This window comes from Balneatrix alpica DSM 16621, assembly GCF_000619885.1.
Classification (GTDB): domain Bacteria; phylum Pseudomonadota; class Gammaproteobacteria; order Pseudomonadales; family Balneatricaceae; genus Balneatrix; species Balneatrix alpica.
Genome location: NZ_KK211039.1, coordinates 360,717 through 381,814, shown reverse-complemented (window position 1 = coordinate 381,814; position 21,098 = coordinate 360,717). Strand labels below are relative to the sequence as shown.

At 52.0% G+C, this 21,098-nt stretch carries 25 protein-coding genes; 21 read left to right on the top strand and 4 right to left on the bottom strand.

Features of this window, described 5'->3' with window-relative positions; all coding sequences use genetic code 11:
• Positions 1-44 precede the first annotated feature (44 nt).
• Complete coding sequence (gene cysB / locus Q334_RS0111140) at positions 45-1,019, top strand: HTH-type transcriptional regulator CysB (protein ID WP_027313276.1); 975 nt, start codon at positions 45-47, stop codon at positions 1,017-1,019.
• Positions 1,020-1,104: 85 nt separating this feature from the next.
• Here the strand turns inward: cysB and pabB are convergent, their stop codons facing one another.
• The gene (gene pabB, locus Q334_RS0111135; protein WP_027313275.1) at positions 1,105-2,481 is read right to left on the bottom strand and encodes an aminodeoxychorismate synthase component I; all 1,377 of its coding nucleotides are present in this window, start codon (positions 2,479-2,481) and stop codon (positions 1,105-1,107) included.
• A gap of 99 nt (positions 2,482-2,580) precedes the next feature.
• On the opposite strand from pabB, the gene Q334_RS0111130 reads away from it, so the two are divergent.
• The 4 genes from Q334_RS0111130 to sppA are packed head-to-tail and all read left to right on the top strand — an operon-like array spanning position 2,581 to position 5,876.
• A complete protein-coding gene (locus tag Q334_RS0111130; RefSeq protein WP_081414430.1) occupies positions 2,581-3,465 on the top strand; it encodes an alpha/beta fold hydrolase in 885 nt (294 codons plus the stop codon).
• Positions 3,462-4,166: a histidine utilization repressor gene (hutC, locus tag Q334_RS0111125; protein WP_027313273.1), complete on the top strand. Its 705-nt coding sequence runs from the start codon at positions 3,462-3,464 to the stop codon at positions 4,164-4,166. Before Q334_RS0111130 ends, hutC begins: the two co-directional genes overlap by 4 nt.
• 31 nt (positions 4,167-4,197) lie before the next feature.
• Positions 4,198-4,866: an HAD family hydrolase gene (locus Q334_RS18890; protein ID WP_035461353.1), complete on the top strand. Its 669-nt coding sequence runs from the start codon at positions 4,198-4,200 to the stop codon at positions 4,864-4,866.
• Positions 4,863-5,876, top strand: a complete 1,014-nt coding sequence (sppA, locus tag Q334_RS0111115) for a signal peptide peptidase SppA (RefSeq protein WP_027313272.1) — start codon at positions 4,863-4,865, stop codon at positions 5,874-5,876. Before Q334_RS18890 ends, sppA begins: the two co-directional genes overlap by 4 nt.
• A 12-nt stretch (positions 5,877-5,888) precedes the next feature.
• On the opposite strand, the gene Q334_RS0111110 is transcribed toward sppA, so the two are convergent.
• Positions 5,889-6,467, bottom strand: coding sequence for a Maf family protein (locus tag Q334_RS0111110; protein ID WP_027313271.1), 579 nt, complete (start codon positions 6,465-6,467; stop codon positions 5,889-5,891).
• 99 nt (positions 6,468-6,566) lie between these two features.
• Here Q334_RS0111110 and Q334_RS0111105 point away from each other — a divergent pair, with 99 nt between their 5' ends.
• The 15 genes from Q334_RS0111105 to Q334_RS20050 all read left to right on the top strand — a co-directional run bounded on the left by Q334_RS0111105 (position 6,567) and on the right by Q334_RS20050 (position 17,641).
• Positions 6,567-7,079: a YceD family protein gene (locus Q334_RS0111105; protein ID WP_027313270.1), complete on the top strand. Its 513-nt coding sequence runs from the start codon at positions 6,567-6,569 to the stop codon at positions 7,077-7,079.
• A gap of 23 nt (positions 7,080-7,102) precedes the next feature.
• Entirely contained in the window at positions 7,103-7,285 is a 183-nt protein-coding gene (gene rpmF / locus Q334_RS0111100; RefSeq protein WP_027313269.1) for a 50S ribosomal protein L32, read from the top strand.
• Positions 7,286-7,287: 2 nt separating this feature from the next.
• The gene (plsX, locus tag Q334_RS0111095; protein WP_027313268.1) at positions 7,288-8,307 is read left to right on the top strand and encodes a phosphate acyltransferase PlsX; all 1,020 of its coding nucleotides are present in this window, start codon (positions 7,288-7,290) and stop codon (positions 8,305-8,307) included.
• Between the two features lie 40 nt (positions 8,308-8,347).
• Entirely contained in the window at positions 8,348-9,280 is a 933-nt protein-coding gene (fabD, locus tag Q334_RS0111090; protein WP_027313267.1) for an ACP S-malonyltransferase, read from the top strand.
• 21 nt (positions 9,281-9,301) lie between these two features.
• On the top strand, positions 9,302-10,045 hold the full coding sequence (fabG, locus tag Q334_RS0111085) for a 3-oxoacyl-ACP reductase FabG (protein WP_027313266.1): 744 nt from the start codon (positions 9,302-9,304) through the stop codon (positions 10,043-10,045).
• A gap of 175 nt (positions 10,046-10,220) precedes the next feature.
• Complete coding sequence (gene acpP / locus Q334_RS0111080; RefSeq protein WP_027313265.1) at positions 10,221-10,454, top strand: acyl carrier protein; 234 nt, start codon at positions 10,221-10,223, stop codon at positions 10,452-10,454.
• Positions 10,455-10,542: 88 nt separating this feature from the next.
• Positions 10,543-11,781 (top strand): beta-ketoacyl-ACP synthase II, encoded by a 1,239-nt coding sequence (gene fabF / locus Q334_RS0111075; RefSeq protein ID WP_035461346.1) that lies wholly within the window; start codon positions 10,543-10,545, stop codon positions 11,779-11,781.
• Positions 11,781-12,602 carry an aminodeoxychorismate lyase gene (pabC, locus tag Q334_RS18885; protein WP_051527732.1) on the top strand — a complete coding sequence of 274 codons (822 nt, stop codon included), beginning with the start codon at positions 11,781-11,783 and terminating at the stop codon, positions 12,600-12,602. Before fabF ends, pabC begins: the two co-directional genes overlap by 1 nt.
• Complete coding sequence (gene mltG / locus Q334_RS0111065) at positions 12,596-13,642, top strand: endolytic transglycosylase MltG (RefSeq protein ID WP_035461343.1); 1,047 nt, start codon at positions 12,596-12,598, stop codon at positions 13,640-13,642. Before pabC ends, mltG begins: the two co-directional genes overlap by 7 nt.
• Entirely contained in the window at positions 13,639-14,271 is a 633-nt protein-coding gene (gene tmk, locus Q334_RS0111060; protein WP_027313262.1) for a dTMP kinase, read from the top strand. Before mltG ends, tmk begins: the two co-directional genes overlap by 4 nt.
• The gene (gene holB, locus Q334_RS0111055; RefSeq protein ID WP_027313261.1) at positions 14,252-15,241 is read left to right on the top strand and encodes a DNA polymerase III subunit delta'; all 990 of its coding nucleotides are present in this window, start codon (positions 14,252-14,254) and stop codon (positions 15,239-15,241) included. The genes tmk and holB overlap by 20 nt, the downstream gene beginning before the upstream one ends.
• Before the next feature lie 12 nt (positions 15,242-15,253).
• Positions 15,254-15,586 (top strand): PilZ domain-containing protein, encoded by a 333-nt coding sequence (locus Q334_RS0111050; protein WP_035461341.1) that lies wholly within the window; start codon positions 15,254-15,256, stop codon positions 15,584-15,586.
• 36 nt (positions 15,587-15,622) lie between these two features.
• Positions 15,623-16,396: a TatD family hydrolase gene (locus tag Q334_RS0111045; protein ID WP_027313259.1), complete on the top strand. Its 774-nt coding sequence runs from the start codon at positions 15,623-15,625 to the stop codon at positions 16,394-16,396.
• Positions 16,397-16,414: 18 nt separating this feature from the next.
• Entirely contained in the window at positions 16,415-16,969 is a 555-nt protein-coding gene (locus tag Q334_RS18880) for a DUF1285 domain-containing protein (RefSeq protein ID WP_051527731.1), read from the top strand.
• 45 nt (positions 16,970-17,014) lie between these two features.
• A complete protein-coding gene (locus Q334_RS20050) occupies positions 17,015-17,641 on the top strand; it encodes a DNA-binding protein (protein WP_027313258.1) in 627 nt (208 codons plus the stop codon).
• Between the two features lie 35 nt (positions 17,642-17,676).
• Here Q334_RS20050 and Q334_RS0111030 read toward each other — a convergent pair whose 3' ends face one another.
• Both Q334_RS0111030 and Q334_RS0111025 read right to left on the bottom strand, forming a co-directional pair.
• Positions 17,677-19,059 carry a PhoH family protein gene (locus tag Q334_RS0111030; RefSeq protein ID WP_027313257.1) on the bottom strand — a complete coding sequence of 461 codons (1,383 nt, stop codon included), beginning with the start codon at positions 19,057-19,059 and terminating at the stop codon, positions 17,677-17,679.
• Positions 19,060-19,191: 132 nt separating this feature from the next.
• Entirely contained in the window at positions 19,192-19,716 is a 525-nt protein-coding gene (locus Q334_RS0111025) for a chemotaxis protein CheW (RefSeq protein WP_027313256.1), read from the bottom strand.
• Positions 19,717-19,893: 177 nt separating this feature from the next.
• Here Q334_RS0111025 and Q334_RS0111020 point away from each other — a divergent pair, with 177 nt between their 5' ends.
• Positions 19,894-21,096, top strand: a complete 1,203-nt coding sequence (locus Q334_RS0111020) for an FAD-dependent monooxygenase (RefSeq protein ID WP_027313255.1) — start codon at positions 19,894-19,896, stop codon at positions 21,094-21,096.
• The last annotated feature ends 2 nt before the right edge of the window (positions 21,097-21,098 follow it).

Sequence of the window (21,098 nt, the reverse complement as noted above, 5' to 3'; positions counted from 1 at the left end):
ATACATAAGCCTCTTTTTATAACTGAGGCTTGAGGGGAGCCCCCATGAAGTTGCAACAATTGCGTTATATCTGGGAAGTCGCCCGTCACGATCTTAATGTGTCGGCGACTGCACAGAGTCTGTATACTTCCCAGCCTGGCATTAGTAAGCAGATTCGTTTGCTAGAAGATGAGCTAGGCGTTGAAATTTTTTCCCGCAGTGGCAAACACCTCACCCATATCACTCCTGCCGGTCAGGCGATTTTGCAAAAGGCGGGCGAAATTCTACGCCGGGTAGAAAGCATCAAGCAGGTTGCTCAAGAGTTTAGTAACGAGAAGAAGGGCAGCCTGTCGATTGCGACAACCCATACCCAGGCTCGTTATGCCTTGCCGCCGGTGATCCAGACCTTTATGGGTCGCTATCCTGAAGTAAGCCTGCATATGCACCAGGGCACGCCAATGCAAATTGCGGAGCTGGCGGCGGATGGTACCGTTGATTTTGCCATCGCGACTGAGGCGATGGAGCACTTCCATGATTTGATCATGATGCCCTGCTACACCTGGAATCGCTCTATTGTTGTACCTAAGGATCACCCACTGGCAAAACTGCCAAAATTGACCCTGGAAGCGGTGGCAGAGTATCCGATTGTTACTTATGTCTTTGGCTTTACTGGCCGCTCTAAGTTAGATGAAGCCTTTACCAGCCGAGGGCTACAGCCTAAGGTCGTTTTTACTGCGGTGGATGCGGATGTCATCAAAACTTATGTGCGTCTGGGGCTGGGGGTAGGCATTATTGCCACCATGGCGTTTCAGCCAGGTTCGGATGAGGATCTGGTGGCACTGGATGCCAGTCATTTGTTTGAGCCCAGCATCACCAAAATTGGTTTTCGTCGGGGCACCTTTTTACGTGGCTATATGTATGACTTTATTGAGGCATTTGCTCCGCATCTGCGTCGTAGCCTGGTACAGAAGGCAATTGATTGCAATTCAAAGGCTGAGTTGGATGAACTCTTTGCAGAGATGAAGTTGCCTGAGCATTAAGTTGTACCTGTCACTTGAGGCGTATAAGGCGTAAAGAAGGGGCTCGATGTAGCCCCTTTTTCATTACAAGTGTGCGAGGGTGAACTCAGTCGCGTAGTGCTTGCAGCAGGTTGCCCACTTTACTGAGGGTTTCCTGATATTCCGCTTCTTCATCTGAGTCCGCGACTATCCCGCCACCGGCCCAGCAATATAATTGTTGCTGGTGGGCAATAAGAGTGCGAATGCTGATGTTGGTGTCCATTTGCCCGTTGAGGCTGAGGTAGCCAATGCTACCGCAGTAGAGGCTGCGCCTATGGGGCTCAAGTTCTTCGATGATTTCCATTGCCCTGACTTTGGGGGCACCGGTAATAGAGCCACCGGGGAAGCAACCTTTTAATAAAGGAACTCGATCCTGGGAGCGCTGCAAACGACCGCTAATAGTTGTGACCAGATGATGCACATTGGGATAGCTCTCAATCGCAAACAGTTTGGGCACTTTGACCGAACCAATAATACAGCTACGCCCCAGATCATTACGCAGCAGATCAACGATCATCAGGTTTTCTGCGCGATCTTTCGGGCTATGTAATAGTGCCTGAGCATTTTCCTGGTCGATGCGCGGGTCTTGTGCCCGCGGACGGGTGCCTTTGATTGGCTTGGTTTCTACCTGAAGTTCGCGCACCTGCAAAAAGCGTTCTGGTGACAGGCTCAGTACATCTCCTCCCTGCCAGGGCAGGTAAGCGGCAAAGGGAGTCGGTGCGGCTTGACGCAGGCGTAGATAGGCTTGCCAGGTATCCCCTTGATAAGGTGCCTGGAAGCGCTGTGCCAAGTTGACCTGATAGCAGTCCCCTGAGCGAATGTATTCCTGAATGCGGCGAAAGCGTTTGCCATAGTCGGCTCGGCTAAGGTTACTTTGCCAGGCGCGGTTAAGTTGGAAAGACGCAGTGGGAAGTGCTGGAGCGGCTGGTTGCAATAGGCGTTGGCGCCATTTGTGCAGCAGTGATGGTGGGCACTGAGGGTGGCTGACTAGCCAGCTCTGCTGTTGTTGATGGTCAGTGATGACCGCCCAGAGATATAAGTTAGCCTGCATCCAGGGCAGATGGATATCAGCATTTGCCTGCTGAGGTAAGGTTTCCACTAAGCGGCCAAGGTCATAGCCCCAATAGCCAATCACTCCACCGGTGAAAGGTAGATGTTGCTCGGGACAGGATGGGTACTCGTTCAATAGTTCCTGCATGGCGCAGAAAGGATCGCTGGCGCAGGGCATAAGCCGCTGCTCGCTATCATAGAGACGACAGCCATTGCTGTCGCCGACTAAGCGCAGCAGAGGGTCTGCCGTCAGGATGTCATAACGACCCTGACGAGTGTGATCGGCTTGGTGCTCACCCGCATTGCTATCAAGCAAAACGGGATACGGTCCCTCACGCAGGAGGGGAAAGACCTCAACACTGGCGCGATAAGGAAGCGCTTCAATCAATGCCACTGACTAGGACTCCCGGCAAAGAAGGCGGCATTCTACCCACTCGTTATACAAAGGTGTAGGCTTAACGCCTTCATTTATTATGTGGGCGTCTTATTCTGTATGAGTGTTGCTTCTTATACCGTTACCGTTGAGGAAATAAAACTCGATAAGGTGTGCTTAAGCTATCGGCTGTATCAGAATGCCGCCTGCCCTCAGGCGCGACAGGCACTGCTACTTCATGGTGCGGGGGTAGGGGGGGAGCTGACGTGGGATATGGTTGTGCCCCATTTGACTCACTGGAGCAGCATTCTAGTGCCGGATTTACGTGGTATGGCAAAAACGTATTTCCATGATGGGCAGGAGCACGCATTTGAGGTGCAGGATGTGGTGGTGGATCTACAAACACTGCTCGATCAATTAGCTTGGCAGAGTTGTGACCTGGTGGGGTATTCCTTTGGTGGGTTGGTGGCCAGCTTATTAAAGCAACAGCAGCCTCAACGCTTTGCTCAGCTAATGTTAATTGAGCCAGCACTCTTTGATCGTGAGGATATCAGTGCAGTACGGGAGCTGCGCCAGCGTTATGCAGATGCCGCTCAACTGATTCGCCGCTCCAGTAGTCCAGAAGAGGGGATTCGAATTTTTCTGGACAATATATCTCCTCATCGCAACAAGTCCGAACATACTGAGCAGATGACAATTGCACGGTTGGCGGAGCGGGCGCTAGGTTTTGCCAATGCCTTGGATGCGGTTAATCGCGCCGCCCAACAATTGGATCGCACGGCATTGTTCGAGGCTCTGGGATCGCAGGTGAGTTTGATTGCCGGTGGGCGTAGTCCAGCGGCTTTGCATCAACACTATGCACAGTTACAGCAGCACTTTGGTTGGCGTTATCACCAACTGAAGGGAACTGATCATGCTTTGCCATATCAAAAGCCGCGCCAGTTGGCCTGGTTATTAAATGAAGACAGCCATTATTTTGAGCTGCATACGCAGGGAGGCCTATGAAGCCGCGTTATCAGCAAATCATTGATTTTATTCGTAGCGGTATTAACGATCGGCACTTTGCAGTAGGCAGTAAGATTCCCGCTGAAGTGGCATTGGCCGAACGCTTTGGGGTTAGCCGGATGACAGTGAACAAGGCTATCCGTGATCTGGTGGCGGAAGGTTTACTGGAGCGTTTTGCAGGTGATGGCACCTATGTCAAAGATCATCGTGCTGAGTCGCCATTGCTGGAGCTGCGTAATATTGCGGAAGAAGTACGGGGGCGAGGGCACCGCTATTCAAGTCGAATGCTAGGTCTGCAGCGGGTGACTGCCAGTGAGGCGGTTGCTCATCAGCTGGGCTTAAAGCCAGGGGCCTGGGTGTATCATTCCGTGATTATTCACTGTGAGGATAACGTGCCCATTCAACTGGAAGATCGTTATGTTAATCCGCAGGCTGTACCTGAATATTTAGAACAGGACTTTAGCCGTTTAACTCCACATGAATACCTGATGCAGGTGCGTCCACTGTCTGAGTTTGAGCATGTGGTGGAGGCGGTACTGCCTGACTTGGGGGCGGCTCAGCTATTGGATATCAGCACCACTGAACCCTGCATCCAAGTGAGTCGGCGTACCTGGTCAGCCGGTATGTTGGTTAGTTGTGCGCGGTTATTGCACCCAGGCAGTCGCTACAAGTTGAAGTCTGTGACTCGGCCTTGGGCTTAAATCCACTTTATACCGTTATCTTTTAGGTGCTATGCAACAATCCATTAAGTTAGTCATCTTCGATTGGGATGGCACCCTGATGAATTCAGGTCAACGCATCCATGATTGTATGGCGGCGGCGATTGCAGAGGTGGGCTTGCCTGTGCCGGACTCCCAGGCGATTTTATCGCGTATAGGCTTGGGGCTACCGGAATACCTGATGGATCTGCTGCCTCAGGCGAGTGCGCAAGAGCGGCAACAGGTGCGGCAGAACTATGTGGACTACTTTATTGCTGCCGAGCAGCAACCCAGTCCGCTGTTTAGCGGAGCAGAGCAAGTGTTAGAGCAATTGCAGCAGGCTGGACTCAGTCTGGCGGTAGCCACAGGTAAGAGTCGTCGGGGTCTGAACCGGGTTTTTGCTAAAACGGGGTTGGATCGCTACTTTGCTCATAGTCGCTGTGCTGATGAAACCGCCTCCAAGCCAGATCCATTGATGTTGTACCAACTGCTTGAAGTTGCTCAGGTGCAAGCCAGTGAGGCTGTTATGGTGGGGGATACCAGTTATGACATGGCGATGGCGCAAGCTGCTGCGATGCCGAGGGTGGCGGTGACCTATGGTGTCCATGATGTCGCGCGACTGTCTGCATATCCGTTGGATGGGGTGTTGGAGGATATCCGAGCATTGCCCCATTGGCTCAGTACAAGAGGAGTGAAGGTGTGAGTGAGTGGGAGGCTCCGAAGCAGGAGCAGGCATCAAGTGAGCAGCAGCTGCAAGAGGCTTTAGCTAAGAAGGACTTGTCCAAGCGTGAGTGGAGGCTGATTGAAAAGCTGGTGATGGGGTTGTTTCAAGAGCAGCGCCGAGCACGCCGTTGGGGTATTTTCTTTAAGTTTTTAACGTTCGGCTACTTGGCTGCATTGTTAATGCTGGCGTTTTTGCCTGGTTGGCAGCAAGGGCAGGTGAGTCCCAAAGAGCATACGGCGTTAGTCGATATCCGTGGCGTGATTGCGGATGAAGAAGACGCCAATGCTGAGGTGATCATTCAAGCTTTACGTGATGCTTATGATGAGCCCACGGCAAAAGCTGTCATTCTGCATATTAATAGTCCTGGTGGTAGTCCGGTGCAGGCGGGTTATATCTATGACGAAATCATACGCCTGCGGACTACTCACCCACAAAAACCACTTTACGCGGTGATTAGTGATATTGGTGCCTCGGGTGGTTATTACGTAGCCGCGGCGGCGGATAAAATCTATGCGGATAAGGCAAGTTTGGTTGGCTCCATTGGAGTGATATCTGCCGGCTTTGGCTTTGTCGGTTTAATGGACAAGCTCGGTATTGAACGTCGTGCACTAACGGCTGGCGAATATAAAAACTTTCTTGATCCCTTTAGTCCGCGCTCTGCCAAAGTGGATGAGTTGTGGCAGCAGGTATTGGATACCACCCACAAGCAGTTCATTGAGCAGGTGCAGCGTGGGCGAGGCGAGCGCTTGAAAGAGTCCCCTGAGTTGTTTTCGGGGCTGGTCTGGACAGGGCAGCAAGCACTGCAGTTAGGGCTGATTGATGCCCTGGCTAGTGTTGATACGGTGGCTCGAGATGTCGTGGGTGCGCCTGATTTAGTGAATTACCGTCCCGAACCGAGCCGGTTTGAACAGCTTGCGAAAGAGTTTGGCGTGATGGTGGGTGAGGGCATGGCCCGCATCCTCACCCAAAGCCATTTACAACTGCGTTAGGTGGGAACACTTTTACAAAATGTTTACCCCCTGATCGCTTAGCATGGAAACAAGGCGAATCAGGGGGAGCCCGATCAGAGCATTCGGATCATCTCCTTCTAAACGCTCAAACAACGCAATTCCCAATCCTTCCATTTTAAAACTGCCAGCGCAGTCATAAGGCTGCTCACGCAATAAGTAATTTTCCAGCTGTGTTTGGCTCAGTTGGCGAAAATGCACATGAAAGGGCTCAACCCAGCTAGAAGTTTTACCGCTTTGGGTATGATGCAGGCACAGGCCAGTGTAGAATGTGACGCGTTGCCCTTGGCAAGCGAGAAGTTGCGCTAGTGCTTGGCTGTAAGTTCCGGGTTTACCCAGGATATTGCCCTGACAACTGGCAACTTGATCAGAGCCAATAATAATGGCGTCCTGATAGTGTTTGGCAAGGCTAAGTGCTTTGGCTTGAGCTAACCGCTCAGCTAATGCCTGAGGTTGCTCCCTGGGAAGGGGTGTTTCATCCGCATCGGGGGCAGCGCAAATAAATTCTGGCAGCAGCCGTTCTAATAGCTGACGTCTATAAGGACTGGTTGATGCTAATACTATAGCAGGCATGTTATTCACCTTGCGGCTGTAGAGGGTGCGGTATTTTAGCCGTTAAATCATACTTTTGGCTTTGACACCAATTAGCTTGGTGAATATCATTGCGCGCTTATGTCGAATCAAGCATTTCCGGCAATTATTAATCCACGTAAGTGGGCTGAAAAAGGCTTCTCCTGGTCCGGGGAGTTGCCCCTTTCCCATTTTGCGCGCCTTTGTGAGTCGCTGCAGGGCTCCGAGGGAGCAGTAAAAGCGCAGCTGCAATTTGGCGTAGATGAAGAGGGCTTGCGCTATATGCGTGGTCAGCTTCAGACCCAGGTGACGTTGATTTGTCAGCGTTGCTTGACGCCTGTTGTAAAGACGCTAGAGACAGAGCTCTCTATGGGAATGGCATGGCACGATGAAGCAGCAGCTGCTTTGCCTTCTTACTACGATCCGATGATCGTCAGTGAGGAGCAGGTGGAGTTGCTTCCGGTGCTGGAAGACGAACTGATCTTGGCGCTGCCTCTGGTGGCTATGCACGACGATTGTGAAGTGCAAACTGAGTTCGGGGAGCCGGTCCAATCTGAGGTGGACGAAAGGCCAGCGTCCAATCCTTTTGCTGTGTTAGCACAACTGAAAAAGTAATTTGACTTAGGAGCTTCTTTGTCATGGCAGTACAACAGAACCGTAAAACCCGTTCTAAGCGTGGTATGCGTCGTTCTCATGATGCGCTGGTTGCACCTGCGCTGAGCATCGACCCGACTAGCGGTGAAACTCACCTGCGTCACCACGTTACTCCCGACGGTTTTTACCGTGGTCGTCAAGTGATTGCAGGCAAGTCTGAAGACTGATCTTGTCTAATCGCTTAACCATTGCAGTTGATGTGATGGGCGGGGACTTCGGTCCCCGCATTACTCTCCCCGCTATTGCCCGCTTTCTCTCCGCTGATCCTCATATTCATCTGCATTTAATGGGTGATCCCGAGGTTGTTGCTCCATTTCTATCATCTCTTGGCCAAGACCAGTGTCGTTGTGCGCTTGTTGCTTGTAGTCAACAGGTAGGCATGGAAGAAAAACCTTCTAGTGCATTACGTAATAAGCAGGACTCATCGCTTTACCGGATGCTGGAGAGTGTTGCGGCTGCGCAGGCTGATGTTGCTTTAAGTGCAGGTAATACCGGAGCACTGATGGCAATGGCCTGGAAAGTACTAGGCATGCTAGAAGGGGTGGAGCGGCCTGCTATTGCCACGGCGATACCCACCCGCTATGGACACAGTTATTTGCTTGATGTCGGTGCTAATCTGGAAGCAGGGGCTGCGCAACTGGTGCAATTTGCTCAGCTAGGCGCTGCCCTGGCCATGGCGCTTGATGAACTCTCCTGCCCCAGAGTGGCGCTGCTTAATGTGGGGGTTGAGCATACTAAGGGCATTGCACGTATCCAGGAGGCAGCACGGGTACTGGAAGCGCTCTCTGCGATTGAGTTTCGTGGTTACGTAGAGGGAAATACGCTTTTTTCAGGTAGTGTTGATGTCATTGTCTGCGATGGTTTTAGCGGTAATGTGGCCTTGAAAACAGGGGAAGGGGTTGCACGCTTGCTGTTGGGTTCATTGAAGGAGTACTTGCAGTCGCGCTGGCATACTCGGGTGTTGGCTGCGGCGTTGCGTCCGGCTTTGCGGAGCTGGGCAAGGCGCTTTGAGCCCGGCGTACGTAACGGTGCTATGCTATTAGGGCTGCGCGGAGGTGTGATTAAGAGTCATGGTGGTGCGGATGAGGATGCCTTCTTGGCGGCCTTGCACTATGCTGCCCAAGTAGCAAGGCATCGCGTGCCGCAACGCCTGGCGCAGTCCTTGGCAAAAATACAGGCACAGGCTTGATGCCAACTATGTCAATTTGACCAATATGTAGAGAGGCACAATGGAAGCAAAACTAGCATTGGTATTTCCCGGACAGGGTTCCCAGCACCTGGGAATGCTGGCGGAGCTGGCAGCTGAGCATCCCATTGTAGGTGAAACCTATGCAGAAGCATCGGAAGCCTTGGGGATGGACTTGTGGGCGTTGTCACAGCAAGGGCCGGAAGAGAGATTGAATCAGACTGAAAATACTCAGCCTGCGCTCTTGACCTCTGGTGTGGCAATTTGGCGCCTATGGCAGCAGCAGGGTGGAGCGCAGCCGGCCCTGATGGCGGGTCACAGCTTGGGGGAATATACTGCACTGGTTTGTGCTGGGGCGATGAGCCTTGCTGATGGTGTGCGCCTTGTGCAACAGCGCGGACGTTTTATGCAGGAAGCTGTGCCGGCTGGCACAGGAGCGATGGCGGCGATCCTGGGATTGGAAGATGAGCAGGTAGAAGCCTGTTGTGCTGCGGCGGCTCAGGGTGACGTTGTTGCGGCTGTGAACTATAACTCCCCAGGACAAATTGTCATTGCAGGTAGTGTTGCTGCAGTTGAGCGTGCGGTTGAAGCCTGTAAAGCTGCAGGGGCAAAGCGTGCAGTGCCCTTGCCGGTAAGTGTGCCTTCTCATTGCGCGTTAATGCGCCCTGCGGCGGATCGTTTGGCGGAGGTGATTAGTACCCTCAGTCTGCAAATGCCGAGTATTCCTGTCGTGCAGAATGTCGATGCGCAGGTGGCTGCATCGGTTGCGGAAATGACAGAAAAATTACTGCAACAGCTTTATAGTCCCGTGCTTTGGACACGCTGTGTTGAATTTATGGTTGCTCAAGGAATTGAGTCTATGCTTGAATGCGGGCCGGGCAAGGTGTTGTCTGGTTTGAATAAGCGTATTGCGCGCAGTCTCAATGCGGCTGCTGTGAATGACTCCGCTTCATTGAGTAGTGCATTGACCTCTTGATAATTAGAAACGGCTAAGGCTATGAGTATTGAAGGTAAAGTTGCGCTGGTAACTGGCGCTACCCGCGGCATAGGTCGTGCCATCGCCCAAGCATTAGGGCAGATGGGAGCAATTGTGGTGGGGACTGCCACCTCTGAGCAAGGGGCTCAACGTATCAGTGAAGACTTAGCGGCTGCTGGTGTACAAGGCTGCGGCATGGTGCTGAACGTAACCGATAGCGATAGCATCCAGTCTGTTTTGGATGCCATTACCGAGCGTTATGGCACTCCCTTGATCCTGGTTAATAACGCTGGGATTACTCAGGATAATATTCTGATGCGGATGAAAGATGAGGAGTGGAGTAAGGTGATTGACACCAACCTCACCTCGATCTTCCGCATTAGCAAGGCTTGCTTGCGTGGCATGACCAAGGCTCGCTGGGGACGGATTATTAATATCAGTTCTGTAGTTGGTTCAATGGGCAATGCTGGGCAGTCCAACTATGCGGCTGCCAAAGCGGGCCTGGAAGGCTTTACTCGTGCATTGGCACGGGAAGTCGCTTCTCGTAATATTACTGTTAACGCAGTGGCTCCTGGTTTTATCGATACCGACATGACCAGTGGTTTAGCAGAGGAGCATAAAGAGCACCTAAAGGCCCAGATTCCTATGGCGCGTCTGGGTCAGCCAGCAGAAATCGCTGCAGTTGTAGCGTTTTTGGCTAGCGAAGGAGGTTCGTATATGACAGGCGAATCGCTGCATGTTAACGGTGGCATGTACATGGGTTAACGCCTCTGTTCACTAAATCGTTGTATTCTGTCGTAATTTATTGATAATGTGCCGCATGCCTGCGGCACATCCTGAGTACGGGCCCAACCCGACAAACTTGGCAAGGGTCTTGGGATTTCCTAAAATAGCCATCCACAATTAGAATGTGGGTTGTGTTGAAACAGTAGGATACGTTATGAGCACTATTGAAGAGCGCGTAAAGAAGATCGTTGCTGAGCAACTGGGTGTTAAAGAAGAAGAGGTTTCTCTGGAGTCTTCTTTCGTAGATGACCTGGGTGCTGATTCGCTGGACACCGTTGAACTGGTTATGGCGCTGGAAGAAGAGTTTGAAACTGAGATTCCTGATGAGGAAGCTGAGAAGATCTCTACTGTCCAGGCTGCAATTGACTACATCAAGGCTCATCAATAAGCCCAAGTCCTGAACGGTTCACGAAAAGCCGCTTCTATTCTATTGGATAGAGCGGCTTTTCTTTTGCTGCGAATTGGAGGATATGCGCATGTCTCGGAGAAGAGTGGTAGTAACAGGGCTCGGCATGCTCACGCCGCTGGGTAATGATGTCGCTACAACCTGGAGCAACATTCTTGCCGGTAAGAGTGGCATCGGTCCCATTGAGCTATTTGATACCACTGCGTTCAGCACCCGCTTTGGCGGCTGTGTAAAAGGGTTTGACCCAGCAGACTATATGGATGCCAAAGAGGCCCGCAAGATGGACCTGTTCATCCAATATGGTATGGCTGCGGCCCATCAGGCATTGGAAGACTCCGGTTTGCCGCTTGATAATACTGACCTGGAGCGGGTAGGGGTGGCTATTGGTTCTGGCATTGGTGGCTTGCCACTAATCGAAAAGACCAATGAAACACTGCTTAAAAGCGGGCCAAGACGCATATCCCCCTTCTTTGTACCTGGCTCAATCATCAATATGATTGCAGGTAATTTGGCGATTCGTTATGGCTTTAAAGGGCCTAACATTGCAATTACGACGGCCTGTACCACAGGTACTCATAACATTGGCTTTGCTGCACGGATGATTTCCTATGGCGAGGCAGATGTTATGTTTGCGGGCGGCTCTGAAATGGCGGTCACACCGCTGGGGCTGGGCGGCTTTGCCGCAGCACGTGCGCTGTCTACGCGTAATGATGATCCCACCCGTGCTAGCCGTCCTTGGGATAAAAACCGTGATGGTTTTGTGCTGAGTGATGGTGCTGGTGTGCTGGTGCTGGAAGAGTACGAGCATGCCAAGAAGCGTGGCGCTAACATTTATGCTGAGCTGGTTGGTTTTGGCATGAGTGATGATGCCTTCCACATGACCTCTCCCCCTGAGGATGGCAGTGGTGCCGCGGCCTCCATGCGTAATGCGTTAAAAGATGGTGGCCTGAATCCTGATCAGGTGAATTACATCAACGCGCACGGTACTTCGACTCCTGCAGGCGATGCTGCTGAGTCTAATGCGGTGAAGCTGGTGTTTGGCGAGGCGGCTTATCAGTTATCGGTGAGTTCTACCAAGTCAATGATTGGTCATTTGCTGGGTGCAGCCGGTGCGGTAGAGGCAATCTTCTCGATTTTGGCGATCCGCGATCAGGTGGCGCCGCCCACCATTAATCTGGATGAGCCTTCAGAAGGTTGTGACTTGGATTATGTGCCTCATCAGGCGAAGGCAATGCCTATTGATGTCACGCTGTCGAATTCTTTCGGCTTTGGCGGCACCAATGGCACTCTGGTGTTTCGCAAAGTGTGATGTTGTTTGCACTCGTTAATGGCCAGCCCGCGACTGCTATTTCTGTGCAGGAGCGGGGGTTGGCATATGGAGATGGCCTGTTCGAAACCCTAAAGGTGGCGGCAGGCCATCTTTGTTTTTGGCCCTATCATTGGCAGCGCCTGCAACAGGGAATGCAGCGTCTAGGGATGCTGATTCCAGTCGACTTTGAAGATCAATTGTTAGCGGATATTCGGCGGGCGCTGGCCAGTGTGCAGGAGCCGGATCTGGTGCTCAAACTAATCATTACCCGGGGGGCAGGGGGGCGTGGTTATTTAGCTACGACTGATCTTGAGTTAACGAGGGTAGTGATGTTAAGCCAGCATAAGCCGATGGAGCGGGCACAGCGTCAGCAAGGAATCAAAGTTGGTTTATGTCAAACTGCGCTGGCCAGGCAGCCGCTGTTAGCGGGGATCAAACACTTGAATCGGCTGGAACAGGTATTGGCGCGACGGGAGTGGGCGGCGACTGACTGGCAAGAGGGATTAGTTTGCGATACTCAGGCTAATCTGGTCAGTGGCACCCTAAGTAATGTGTTTTTGTTCCTGGATGGCCGCTGGCAGACCCCCAGTATTGAGTATGCCGGTATCGCGGGTACGCGACGGCGCTGGGTGTTAGAACGCTGGTCAGTGCAGGAAAACCAGCTTCTGACTGAACAGTTGCAGGCAGTCGAGCAAGGCTTTATTTGTAATGCGCTAATGGGCATTGTGCCTATTGCTGAATTAGCTGGGCGTCAGCTATTGGTAACGGAGCAGATCCTCTCCTTACAGGCCGCCCTGGAGAAAAGTGAACAATCATGTTGATCCTATGGGTAATGCGACTTTTATTATTGGCATTGCTGTTATTGATCAGTGGTGCCTATGCTTGGCAATGGGCCTTAAACCAGCTTAATGCTCCGATGCCGCTCACCAGTGAAGAAGAAGTTTATTGGTTGAAGCCGGGTGATGGCCTCTATCAGGTTGCGGATGAGCTGAAACAGCGTGGCTGGTTTGCCTATCCTGAGCTACTGGTTTGGCATAAGCGGTTATTGCAGCCAGGGGGCACGATCAAAACCGGTGAGTATGCGGTACGCAAAGGCACGAGTGCGCTTGAACTGGTTGAAATGCTGCATAAGGGCAAGGTGCTGGAGTATCGTGTGACCCTGGTCGAGGGTTTTACCTTTAAGCAGTTTTTACAGACGTTGCATGCCGAGCCAAAACTTAAGAAAACCCTGGCAGGGGTATCAGATGGCGCCATTATGGAGCGTATTGGAGCCACTGGAGAGCACCCAGAAGGACGCTTCTTTCCCGATACGTACACCTATCATGCCAGCATGACCGATCTGGATATTCTCAAGCAGTCATATCAGCGTATGCAGCAAACACTAGAACAAGCTTGGGCAGGACGGCAGCCGAATCTACCCTATAAGAACGCCTATGAAGCGCTAATCATGGCCTCCATCATTGAAAAAGAAACAGGGGTTGCCAGTGAGCGGGAACAAATTGCCGGAGTATTTGTGCGACGATTGCAAAAAGGCATGCGCCTGCAGACGGATCCTACGGTGATTTACGGCTTGGGTGAGCGCTTTAAAGGAAATCTGACTCGTCAACATCTGCGAGAGCCGACGCCCTATAACACCTATACCATTAATGGCTTACCTCCGACCCCTATTGCCATGCCGGGTAAGGCTTCTTTATATGCGGCAGTGAACCCAGCTGAGGGGAAAGCACTGTATTTTGTGGCCAGTGGTGATGGCGGCCATGTGTTCTCCAATAACCTGAATGAGCATAACAATGCTGTGCAGCGTTATCTGCGGAAGTTAAGGGAGAACAAAGCGGAAGCTAGTGATGAGGAACAACAGTGAAGGGCGTGTTTATCACCCTTGAGGGGGTAGAAGGGGCGGGGAAAAGCAGTGCGCTGGCCACTATCCAAGCTTGGTTGGATCAGCACGGGTTGAACTATGTGTTGACCCGTGAGCCAGGAGGTACGCCGCTGGCGGAACAAATCAGAGAGCTGATGCTAAGTCCGCGGCAAGAAAAGGTGGCGGACTTGACCGAATTGCTGCTGGTGTTTGCTGCTCGTGCCCAGCACATTGAAACTAAAATCCGTCCGCATCTACTGGCGGGAGAATGGGTTGTCAGTGATCGTTTTACCGATGCCAGCTTTGCATACCAAGGTGGTGGGCGGGGCTTGCCTTTACCCCTGCTGGAACAGCTAGAGCTTTACGTACAGGGCGAAACCCGCCCGGACCTGACTCTGCTGTTGGATTTGCCAGCGGAAATAGGACTGGCACGGGCCCAGGCACGGGGTGCCCAGGATCGTATTGAACAAGAGCAAATCTCTTTCTTTAACCGAGTGCGTGAAACATACCGTGCGCGGGCGAATGCTGAGCCGCAACGCTTTCGTGTTATTGATGCCAGCCAAACTTTAGCGCAGGTACAGGTAGCAATCAGCGCCGCTCTGGATAGTTGGTATGCCCAGTTCCGTGCTTGAGTATCCATGGTTGCAGCCTATTTGGGCGCAGCTGCAACAGCGTTATGAGCAGCAGCGACTGCCCCACGCTTTGCTCCTCGGCGGAGCCCAAGGGGTGGGGGAGCGCCAGCTGGCTCAGCAGTTGCTGCAGGGGTTTCTCTGTCGTGAAGCAGGCTTACAGGCCTGTGGTCAATGCCGTAGCTGTCAGTTATTAGCGGCAGGTAGCCATCCTGATTTTTTAGCCCTGCAACCGGAAGGCGCACAGCAAAGTATCCGGATTGATAGTGTTCGTCAGATCAGTGAGTTTTCTGCGAATACGGCCCAACAGGGCCATGGCAAGGCAATCTTGCTTGAGTCGGCTGAGCGTTTAAATGTACAGGCTGCCAATGCGTTACTGAAAAACCTGGAAGAGCCCCCTGCTAATACACTGTTTGTGTTGACCTGCACTCACCCACAACAATTAATGGCAACCATTCGTAGTCGCTGTCAGTTGGTCAAACTGCCTAAGCCCAGCACTGAGCAGGCCATTACCTGGCTAACTGAGCAAGGGGTCAAGCAGGCAGCACTGCTCTGGTTTATGACGCAGGGCTCCCCTCTGCAGGCGTTGCAGTGGCATGAACAGGATTGGCAACAATATTGGCCGAAGTGGCAACAGGATCTACTAGCCACGTTAGAGGCTGAGCAATTGCCCCAGCAAGTGGCTGAGCGCTGGCAGGGCTGGCCGTTACCTCTCACCCCTATATTGCATTGGTGGGCAGGCTTGCTGCACCAGTGTACGCGCCAGCAGTTAGGGGGGCAGGGTGAGGCGAGCCACTATGATGAAGTGTTATTGCAGCGACTACATCGATTACCCAGTGAGCGCTTATTTGCTTTTTATCGGCAGTTATTAGAGTTGGCCGCCCAGCTCGGATCAGTGGCAAACTTTAATCCTGCGATGGCGATTGAAGCCCTGCTGATTGATTGGGTACGCTTAGTGAAGAGTCAGCGCTAAAGGAGAGTGGCCATGGCCCACGGTATTTTGAACTGCACCTTTGACAACAAGACCATGCTCTATCAGTGCTATATGCCCTTTATTGAGCGAGGTGGCTTGTTTATTCCGACTCAGCGCTCGTATCAGCTGGGGGATGAGGTGTTTGCGGTTCTGACCATTATGGATGAACCGGAAAAAATCCCGGTTTCCGGTAAAGTGATCTGGATAACCCCTCCAGGCGGACAGAATAACCGTCCGGCAGGAATTGGTATTCAGATTAATGCTCAAGATGAAGGTGCGGTACGTAAGCTGGAAACCTTGCTGGCGGGTACCCAAGACTCCGAAACCACTACGTTTACGATGTAGTGTTGGCTTTAATCGAGTTATTACGTTGTAGGTGTTATGCAGTTAGTTGATTCCCATTGTCACCTGGATCGCCTGGACTTAAGTCAGCGCCCTGGTGGTGTAGATGAAGTGCTGGCGGCGGCCAGGGCTCGGCAAGTAAAGCGTTTTCTTTGCGTTGGAGTGGACTTGGAGTCCTTTGCGCAGGTTCGGCACTTGGCAGAACAGCATGAGGATGTGTATGCCTCGGTTGGAGTGCATCCACTGCATCCTGCCCAGCTGGATGAGCAGTTACTGCGCCAATACGCAGACCATCACAAGGTGGTGGCCCTGGGGGAAATGGGGTTGGATTATTACTATGCCAAAACAGCGGATGAGCAAGCTGCTCAGCGGCAACTGTTTGCAGCACAATTGCGGGTAGCTGCTGAGTTGGCCAAGCCAGTGATAGTGCATACCCGCGATGCGCGTGCAGATACCTTGGCATTGTTGGCGGAAGCGCAGTTGCCCGCTGCGGGGGTGCTGCACTGTTTTACCGAGAGCTGGGAGATGGCTGAGGCGGCCTTGGCGCTGGGATTTTATATTTCCTTCTCCGGTATCATTAGTTTTCGCAATGCTGATGCGTTGCGTGCAGTCGTGGAAAAGGTACCCCTCGATCGTTTGTTGATCGAAACGGATGCACCCTATTTAACTCCTGCTCCCCATCGTGGACGCCCCAATGAGCCGCAGTATGTATATGAAGTGGCTGAGTGGGTGGCAAAACTGCAGTGCTGTTCGATAGAGCAGGTAGCGATGCAAACCAGTGCAAATTTTAATCGCTTGTTTCAACTCGACTAACGTGGATGTTTTCTGAACATGGCTCTGGATCTTAATGCCCTGCTCAATACAGTCGATAATGCCGCGGATAAGCCCCTACCGGTTGAGCAGTGGCATCCGGACAGCTGTGGTGAGATGGACCTGTTAATCAAGGCTGATGGTAGTTGGTGGCACGAGGGCAGGCCCTTTCAGCGTTTTGCATTGGTGAAGCTGTTTGCCCGGATTCTGCGACGCGAGCCCGATGGTCGTTATTGCCTGGTTACACCAGCAGAAAAGGTCTTGATTCAAGTAGAGGATGTGCCTTTTCTGATTCAGGCATGCCACCAGCAAGAGCAGGGAATTCAACTTATCACCAATTGTGAAGAGGTGTTATGGCTGGGGTCAGAGCATCCCTTACAGATGCGCCCTTACCCAGGCTCTAAAGATCTATGTCCCTATGTACGGGTACGTGCTGAATTATGGGCCAGAGTAGAGCGTAACGTTTATTACCAACTGATCGAAATGGCGACTCCACTGCAGACAGAGCAGGGTACGGACTGGCAATTAACGAGTCAAAATCAGGCTTTTAGTCTGGGCATAGTGGCTGACGACTAATTTTTTTGCCAAAATTTAATACATATTATGTATTGAGTATTAAAAATGGACAAAACTCGTACCTATGACCTGGTTTTTCAGGTGGCAGACACGTTGCTGACGGAAGGTGTGCGTCCCACTCAGCAAAATGTCCGTGAACGGATGGGACGTGGCAGCCTCACCACCATCAACAAGGCATTAAATGTATGGTGGGCAGAGTTGGGGCAGAGGATGGCAGAACCGAGTGTGCCTAACTTGCCCGAGCCCTTGGTCAAAAATATGCAGCAGCTGTGGCGTGATGCTGTGTTTTATGCCCGTGACCAGCTGGCCAATCAGGCCAAGCAACAGGAAGTCGATTACCAACAGCGTTGTGCCCATTTGCAACATCAGCAACAACAGTGGCAGCAGGAGCGTCATGAACTGGAGCAGCGCCTGCGTGAGGCGCTAGCTGCACAAGAGGCACTGCTGAGTGAGCAGAGACAGTTGCAGGAGCGGCTGCATCAGCAGGAAAGCCGGCTCATTAGCCAGCAAGGGGAGTTGAAAACGCTGGAGCGAGAGCTGTCCCGCCAGGAAGTACTGCATCAACGGCTATTAGAGTTGGAAGTGCAGCAGCGAGAGCAATGGCAGCATAAGTACGAACTACTTAAGCAGGAATGCCAGCGTTTAATGGCGAAGCTGCCAGGACAGGGCTAGCGGTAACTAGCCCTGTGGTGAGAGAGCCTATTGGACTACAGATTCTGCTCGGCGTATTCAGCCAAACGACTGCGCACCACTCCGGTAAGATGGATATTGGTTGAGCCTTCAAAATTTTTGAAGCGCTCGACAATATAGGTCAATCCAGAGGTCAGAGGGGTAAGGTAGTTAGAGTCAATCTGCGCTAAATTGCCTAGCACTACCATCTTACTGCCCTTGCCACAGCGAGTGAGGATGGTCTTCATCTGGGAAGGGGTCAGGTTCTGGGCCTCATCAATCAGTACGATGGCATCCTGAATGCTACGACCACGAATGAAGTTTAACGACTTAAACTGTATATTGGCTTTTTCAATGGCGTAACGCACGCTGCTTTGCGGTTGATCATCCCCTTCATGCATGGCCTCCAGGTTGTCGAAGATAGAGCTTAACCAGGGGGTCATTTTTTCCTCTTCGGTACCTGGCAGGAAACCAATATCCTCTGCGACAGGGGGAGTGCTGCGAGTCACCACAATCTTGTTGTAACGCCCTTGTTCAATCACCATATCCAGGCTGCAGGCCAAGGCCATTAAGGTTTTACCGGAACCTGCGGCACCGTTGATGATGACCAGGTCCAGATTGGGATCAAGCATAGCCTGCATGGTAAAGGCTTGAGCCAGGTTGATTGGGCTGATCCCCCAGCAGCTATGCTCCATCAGTTTTTCAAGATTCAGGTCAAGCAGAGTAACTTGCTTGTCTGTGATTCCCACCACCCGTGCCGCAAACTCCTTGGCTTCATCATAGACGTACTCATTCATGTACACCCCAGGTAAGAGGCTGGCATCCACATAGTGGTAAATAGAATGGCCCTGGCGATCGGTTTTGACCTGCTCAACACTATCCCAGAAGCGTCCAGACAGCATTCGATGCCCTTCAGGCAAGAGTTCAACATCCGATACCAATTGGTCTTTGCGGTAGTCTTCAACTCTGTTAAGGCCTGCTCCCAGCGCCTTTAAGCGCATATTAATGTCTTTGGTGACCAACACGACTTCGCGATTGGAGAGTGTGCTTTGTAGATGCAGGGCGCAGTTGATAATGCTGTTGTCTTTGACTTGGCGACCATTGGGCAGGAAACCTTTGCGGTCTGCCAATTCGTGATCGGGAAAAATCATCAGTTTGCCCAGATGTTTTTGACTACTGAGCGAGGGGATGGGAACGCCTTTGGTGATTTGGCCCGCTTTCGCAGTGCGGACAATGTCGTCAATGGCGTGGATAGCCGTGCGTGCCTCGACCGCTACATTCTTTTTGCGGTCTTTAATGTCATCCAGTTCCTCCAGTACGGTCATGGGAATACAAACATCCTGCTCCTCAAAGTTATATAGGCATTGAGGGTCGTGCAGGATGACGTTGGTATCGAGGACGTACAGACGGGATGCGGCCATAAGGGCGACTCCTTGGCTGGGCTGCGATCCCCAAGACTGCGGTAACCGCAGCAAAAGATAATTCCTACATCTGTGTTATGGCGGCAGGCTGCCAGGCTGTCAAGCACTGGCAGTGCTAAGGCATTGATTACATTAGTCGTCGTCGCCTAAAAGGCTGTCTGTGGCGGCGCTGATAGGATTGCTTTCTTCTTCGATCATCTTCTTCAGATCGAGCAGGATAATAAGTTCATCATTGTGGTAGCTCACCCCCTGAATAAATTTGGCGCTTTCATCAGTGCCTACATTGGGTGCCCGCTCAATTTGTGATTGACGTAGATAAATTACTTCTGCAACGGCATCTACCACCATTCCCACAACCTGATCAGTAAATTCCATCACCACAATGCGGGCATTAGAAGTCGGAGTGGTTCGTGGCAGGCCAAAAAGAACACGGGTTTCTACCACGGTAATAACATTACCGCGTAGGTTCAAAATGCCTTGAATAAAGTGAGCAGAGCCAGGCACCGGTGCTATTTCGGTGTAAGCGTAAGTCAGGACCTCTTTTACCTGCATAACATCGACGGCATAGATTTCGTCGGCCAGGTTAAAGGTTGCCCACTGTAATAGAGGATCGTCGGCGGTCCCTTGTTGAGTTTGCTGCGCTGCTGTTGTCGTCATTGGGTGACCCTGAAATAACAATTAATGGGTTCGGCTAAGCATAGAATGCAGAGCCCTGGGCGCTTTTACAAGTGTGGGCCATATATGAACCAAATCAAGATGTTGGCATAAATTCAGCGGGATTGAGCGCGGAAGGTTATAATGCCGCCGATTGAACAGGCTGAGGCAGGAATATCCATGGATACCCAATTCGATATCATCATTGTAGGTGGCGGTATGGTGGGAGCCGCGCTGGCCTGTGCATTGGCTGATGGCCCCTGGCGGGTTTTGCTGTTGGAACAACATGCCTTGCCGCAATTTTCTGCAGAACAACCCCATGATTTACGGGTGTCGGCAGTTAGCCTGGCGTCAGAGGCGCTACTGAGTAATTTGGGAGTATGGCCGCAGGTATTGGCGATGCGCGCTTGCCCATTTCGTCGTATGCGGGTTTGGGAGAAGGCGGATGGGGCGGGTACCTTATTTAGCAGCCAGGAACTGGGGTTGGATCATCTAGGTCACATCGTTGAGAATAAAATACTGCAGGAAGCACTATGGCAACGCTTGCAAGCTCTGCCGCAGGTCACCTGCCTTGCTGAAGCCAGCATTACCAAAGTGCAGTACCGAGCCGAGGGGTCGCAAGTATGGCTGCAGGATGGGCAGTGTTTTAGCGCTCGCCTGCTAGTCGGCGCCGATGGGTTGCATTCGCAAGTGCGGCAAGCCGCGGGCATTGGTATTAGCGGTTGGGATTATGATATGCAGGCTTTGGTAGCTTACGTACGTACTGCGTATACCCAACAAGATATTACCTGGCAACGTTTTACCCCCAATGGCCCCCAAGCTTTTTTACCCTTAAGCGGCCCCTATGCCTCATTGGTTTGGTATGAGCGTCCGGAGCGGGTAAAAGCTTTGCTTGGCCTGGATCATCAAGAGTTGCTACAAGCTTTTCAGCATCATTTCCCTGTTGAACTAGGGGAGGTCGTCAGTCTTGAAGCAAAGACGGCTTTCCCGTTGCGACGTCAGCATGCGTTAGATTATGCCAAGGCTGGTGTGGTATTGGTGGGGGACGCTGCCCATGGGATTCATCCTTTGGCCGGGCAGGGGGTGAATCTGGGCTTTATGGATGTGGCGGTTTTGGCGGAATTATTACTAGCCGAACCGCAAGCACTTGGTAGTGCTAAGTTGGGGCAAACTTTTGAACAGAAGCGTCGTCGAGCCAACCTAGCAATGATGACTCTGATGGACATGTTCTATCGAGTTTTTTCCAATGATGTTTTGCCGTTAAAACACTTACGTGCGCTGGCGTTGCAGGTGGCTGATAAGACTGGGCCGCTAAAGCAGCAGGCGATGAAATATGCCTTAGGGTTAAATGCTGACTTACCCGCATTAGCGCGTTTTTCGTAAGT

Excerpts from the sequence above, each read along its gene's own strand:
- Q334_RS0111020 (WP_027313255.1), top strand. The coding sequence starts at position 19,894 with ATGGATACCCAATTCGATATCATCATTGTAGGTGGCGGTATGGTGGGA.
- fabF (WP_035461346.1), top strand. The coding sequence starts at position 10,543 with ATGTCTCGGAGAAGAGTGGTAGTAACAGGGCTCGGCATGCTCACGCCG.
- holB (WP_027313261.1), top strand. The coding sequence starts at position 14,252 with ATGCCCAGTTCCGTGCTTGAGTATCCATGGTTGCAGCCTATTTGGGCG.
- Q334_RS18880 (WP_051527731.1), top strand. The coding sequence starts at position 16,415 with ATGGCTCTGGATCTTAATGCCCTGCTCAATACAGTCGATAATGCCGCG.
- Q334_RS0111025 (WP_027313256.1), bottom strand. The coding sequence starts at position 19,716 with ATGACGACAACAGCAGCGCAGCAAACTCAACAAGGGACCGCCGACGAT.
- Q334_RS20050 (WP_027313258.1), top strand. The coding sequence starts at position 17,015 with ATGGACAAAACTCGTACCTATGACCTGGTTTTTCAGGTGGCAGACACG.
- Q334_RS0111045 (WP_027313259.1), top strand. The coding sequence starts at position 15,623 with ATGCAGTTAGTTGATTCCCATTGTCACCTGGATCGCCTGGACTTAAGT.
- hutC (WP_027313273.1), top strand. The coding sequence starts at position 3,462 with ATGAAGCCGCGTTATCAGCAAATCATTGATTTTATTCGTAGCGGTATT.
- mltG (WP_035461343.1), top strand. The coding sequence starts at position 12,596 with ATGTTGATCCTATGGGTAATGCGACTTTTATTATTGGCATTGCTGTTA.
- pabC (WP_051527732.1), top strand. The coding sequence starts at position 11,781 with ATGTTGTTTGCACTCGTTAATGGCCAGCCCGCGACTGCTATTTCTGTG.
- fabD (WP_027313267.1), top strand. The coding sequence starts at position 8,348 with ATGGAAGCAAAACTAGCATTGGTATTTCCCGGACAGGGTTCCCAGCAC.
- acpP (WP_027313265.1), top strand. The coding sequence starts at position 10,221 with ATGAGCACTATTGAAGAGCGCGTAAAGAAGATCGTTGCTGAGCAACTG.
- Q334_RS0111110 (WP_027313271.1), bottom strand. The coding sequence starts at position 6,467 with ATGCCTGCTATAGTATTAGCATCAACCAGTCCTTATAGACGTCAGCTA.
- Q334_RS0111050 (WP_035461341.1), top strand. The coding sequence starts at position 15,254 with ATGGCCCACGGTATTTTGAACTGCACCTTTGACAACAAGACCATGCTC.
- Q334_RS0111105 (WP_027313270.1), top strand. The coding sequence starts at position 6,567 with ATGTCGAATCAAGCATTTCCGGCAATTATTAATCCACGTAAGTGGGCT.
- Q334_RS18890 (WP_035461353.1), top strand. The coding sequence starts at position 4,198 with ATGCAACAATCCATTAAGTTAGTCATCTTCGATTGGGATGGCACCCTG.
- fabG (WP_027313266.1), top strand. The coding sequence starts at position 9,302 with ATGAGTATTGAAGGTAAAGTTGCGCTGGTAACTGGCGCTACCCGCGGC.
- Q334_RS0111130 (WP_081414430.1), top strand. The coding sequence starts at position 2,581 with ATGAGTGTTGCTTCTTATACCGTTACCGTTGAGGAAATAAAACTCGAT.
- Q334_RS0111030 (WP_027313257.1), bottom strand. The coding sequence starts at position 19,059 with ATGGCCGCATCCCGTCTGTACGTCCTCGATACCAACGTCATCCTGCAC.
- cysB (WP_027313276.1), top strand. The coding sequence starts at position 45 with ATGAAGTTGCAACAATTGCGTTATATCTGGGAAGTCGCCCGTCACGAT.
- rpmF (WP_027313269.1), top strand. The coding sequence starts at position 7,103 with ATGGCAGTACAACAGAACCGTAAAACCCGTTCTAAGCGTGGTATGCGT.